This is a genomic window from Streptomyces sp. JJ38 (assembly GCF_019303475.1).
Classification (GTDB): domain Bacteria; phylum Actinomycetota; class Actinomycetes; order Streptomycetales; family Streptomycetaceae; genus Streptomyces.
This window is the reverse complement of sequence record NZ_JABLSI010000098.1, coordinates 553-4403: the sequence shown is the minus strand read 5'-3', so window position 1 is coordinate 4403 and position 3851 is coordinate 553. Positions and strand designations below refer to the sequence as shown.

Below are 3851 nucleotides of genomic sequence, written 5' to 3'. Positions count from 1 at the left end.
CCCCTCACCACCCCCACCGAACACCTCACCAACCCCCAACACTGGGCCCACCACGTCCGCAACACCGTCCGCTTCACCGACCACCTCAACACCCTCACCCAACACAACATCACCACCACCCTCGAACTCGGACCCGACACCACCCTCACCACCCTCACCGCCAACACCCTCAACAACCCCCACCACACCCACCTCCCCACCCAAAACCCCAAACACCCCCAAACACACACCTACCTCACCACCCTCGCCACCCTCCACGAGAGCGGCGCCGACATCCGCTGGGACCGGGTCCTCCCCGCGCCCCGAGGCGACCGGCCCGAGCTGCCCACCTACCCGTTCCAGCGGGAGACCTACTGGCTGCCCTCCGCACCAGCACACGCTGACGCGACCGGGTTCGGGCTCGGCTCCGCCGACCACCCGCTCCTCGGCGCCTCGGTGGAACTCGCCGACGCCGAAGGGTTCGTGCTCACGGGCCGGCTGAGTCTCGACACCCACCCCTGGCTGGCCGACCACCGGGTGGGCTCGACCGTCGTCGTCCCCGGCACGGCGCTCCTCGAACTCGCCCTCCACGCCACCGAGCGCACCGGCGTCACCGGACTGTCCGAACTCACCCTGCAGGCGCCCCTCGTCCTCCAGCCGGGGCAGGCGGTACAGCTCCAGGTCACCGTGCGCGAAGCCGGGTCGGCGGGCGAACACCGGATCGGCGTTCACTCCCGTCCTGTCGGCACCGACACGACATGGACCCACCACGCCGACGGGACGACCACGGCCGGGCCCGACACGACGGCACCGCCCGCCGCCGAGACCTGGCCGCCGGACGACGCCGTCCCGGTACCCGTCGAGGGGCTCTACGACGACCTTGCCGCCGCCGGACTGCCCTACGGGCCCACCTTCCAGGGCCTGCGGGCGGCATGGCGTGACGGCGACGTCGTCCACGCCGAGGTCGCCCTCCCCCCGTCGGAGACGGCAAACGGCCCGGGCGGCTTCGCCCTGCACCCCGCGCTCCTCGACGCCGCCCTCCACGCCCTCGCCCTCGGCTCCACCGCCGACACCGCCGACACCACCGAGAGCCCGCGCCTGCCGTTCAGCTGGACTGGTGTACGCCTGCACGCGAGGGCCGACTCCCCCTCGTCGCTCCGCGTCCGCATCACCCCGGCCGGGACCGGGGACGGGGTCTCCCTGTACGCCACCGACGAGCACGGCGACGCGGTCGTCTCCGTCGAGCGGCTCACGCTGCGCCCGGCGGACACCGGCCAGGAGCCGTTGTACGCCCTGGAGTGGGTGGAGGTGGCCTCCCGGGAACGTGCGGAGCCGGGCCGTTGGGCGGTGGTCGGCCCAACCGACTGGCGCCCCTACCCCGACTGCCCGGCCTACCCCCACCTGGCCGCGCTACGGGAGGCCGTCACCGCCGGACGCCTGTCCGCCCCCGAAGCCGTGTTCGCCTTCCTGCCCACCGGCACCGATCCCGACGCGGCCGACGTCCACCACGCCTGCGAAGGCACCCTCCACCTCGTCCGGGAGTGGCTCACCCACCACGCCCAGGACGCCTCCCGCCTGGTGGCCCTCACCCACTCCACCACCTCCGACCTGCTGCGCGAACCCCTCCACGCGCTCATCCAGGTCGCGGCGGCCGAGAACCCCGGCCGCCTCGCCGTCCTGGACGTGGACGACCATCCCGCAACCCTCACCGCGCTCCCCGCCGCGCTGAACACCGCCGAACCCCGACTCGCCCTTGAGGCCGGCCGGATCACCGCACCCCGCCTCACGTCGCTTCTCCCGGCAGCCGACGCCACCGGCCCGGCCTGGGACGCGGACGGCACCGTCCTGATCACCGGCGGCACCGGTGGGCTCGGCTCGCTCATCGCCCGCCACCTCGTGGAGCGGCACGGCATACGCCACCTCGTCCTCACCAACCGGCAAGGCCCCCACACTCCCACCGCCGAGCGACTCCACGCCGAACTCACCGCGCTCGGTGCCGCCGTCACCATCACAGCCTGCGACCTCACCGACCCCCACAGCGTCCACGCCCTCACCCACTCCACCCAGCCGGGCCATCCCCTCACCGCCGTCGTCCACTGCGCGGGTCACCTCGACGACGCCCTCACCGCCAACCTCACCGACCAGCAACTCCACAGCGTGCTCGACCCCAAGGTCGACGCCGCGCTCAACCTCCACCACCAGACCCAAGACCTCCCCCTGACCCACTTCATCCTCTTCTCCTCCATCACCGCCGCCCTGCCCAACCCCGGTCAGGCCCACTACGCCGCCGCCAACGCCCACCTCACGGCCCTCACCCGGCACCGCGCCGCACAGAACCAACCCGCCCACGCCATCGCCTGGGGCCTGTGGGACCAGCCCACCGGCATGAGCGGCCACCTCTCCGACGTGGAGAAGGCCCGCATCGCCGACGGCGGCATGGTTCCGCTCGAACCCGAGCACGGTCTCCGACTCTTCGACGCCGCAACCGCCCTCTCGGACAACCCGTTCACCGCGGCCGTACGGCTGGAGCCCTCGGCTCTGCGCCGACGCGCCGCCGCCGGTGATCTGCCCGCCCCTCTCCGGGAGCTGTTCCGTGCGCCCGCCGAGCGTGTCTCCCCCAGACGGCGGAACGCGGCCCCGCTGGCCGGTCGGCTCGGCCGGCTCACCCCCGCCGAACGGACGAAGACCGTCCAGGAACTCCTGGCCGCCGAGGTGAGCGCCGTCCTCGGCCACTCCGGAACCACGGCCCTGGAGCCCACTCGTGGCTTCAAGGACCTGGGCTTCGACTCACTCACCACGGTCCAGCTCCGCAACCGGCTGGCCGACGCGACCGGGCTGCGCCTCCCGGCCACGCTCCTCTTCGACCGCCCCAACCCGGAAGCCCTCGTCGACCACCTGATCGAGCAGTTGCTCGGCGCCGCCCCGGATACGTCCGCGACGCCCGCTCGGCCCGACGGCACGCGTCTCACCGACGATCCGATCGTGGTGGTGGGTATGGCCTGCCGCTACCCCGGTGACGTGACCTCGCCGGAGGAGTTGTGGGACCTGGTCGCCCAGGGCCGCGACGCGATCACCCCCTTCCCCACCAACCGGGGCTGGGACCTGGCCACCCTCCACCACCCCGACCCCGACCACCCCGGCACCACCTACACCCAGCACGGCGGCTTCCTCCACACCGCGGGCCACTTCGACGCCGACCTCTTCGGCATCTCCCCCCGCGAAGCCCTCGCCATGGACCCCCAGCAAAGAATCCTCCTCGAAACCGCCTGGGAAGCACTGGAGAACGCCGGACTCGACCCCACCACCCAACGCGGAACCCGCACCGGCGTCTTCACCGGCCTCATGTACCACGACTACGCATCGCGCCTGCCGAGCCTCCCGGACGAGTTGGGGGGGTACTTCGGCACAGGCAACACCGGCAGCATCGCCTCCGGCCGGTTGTCCTACACGTTCGGGTTCGAGGGCCCGGCGGTAACCGTGGACACCGCCTGTTCCTCCTCCCTCGTCGCCGTCCACCTCGCCGCACAATCCCTACGCTCCGGCGAAAGCGACCTCGCCCTCGCCGGCGGCGTCACCATCATGGCCAGCCCCGGCACCTTCATCGAATTCAGCCGCCAGCGCGGACTCGCCCCCAACGGCCGCTGCAAACCCTTCGCCGCCGCCGCCGACGGCACCGGCTGGGCCGAAGGCGCAGGCCTCCTCCTCCTCGAACGCCTCTCCGACGCTCGCCGCAACCACCACACCGTCCTCGCCACCATCCGCGCCACCGCCACCAACCAGGACGGCGCCAGCAACGGACTCACCGCCCCCAACGGCCCCTCCCAACAACGCGTCATCGCCACCGCGCTGGCCAACGCCGGGCTGCGGGCCGG

At 72.7% G+C, this 3851-nt stretch carries 1 pseudogene; it reads left to right on the top strand.

From position 1 onward, the window contains the following. Positions 1-108: 108 nt before the first annotated feature. Positions 109-3792: pseudogene (locus tag HPT28_RS27295) on the top strand (SDR family NAD(P)-dependent oxidoreductase); the annotation flags it as partial. Positions 3793-3851: the final 59 nt, after the last annotated feature.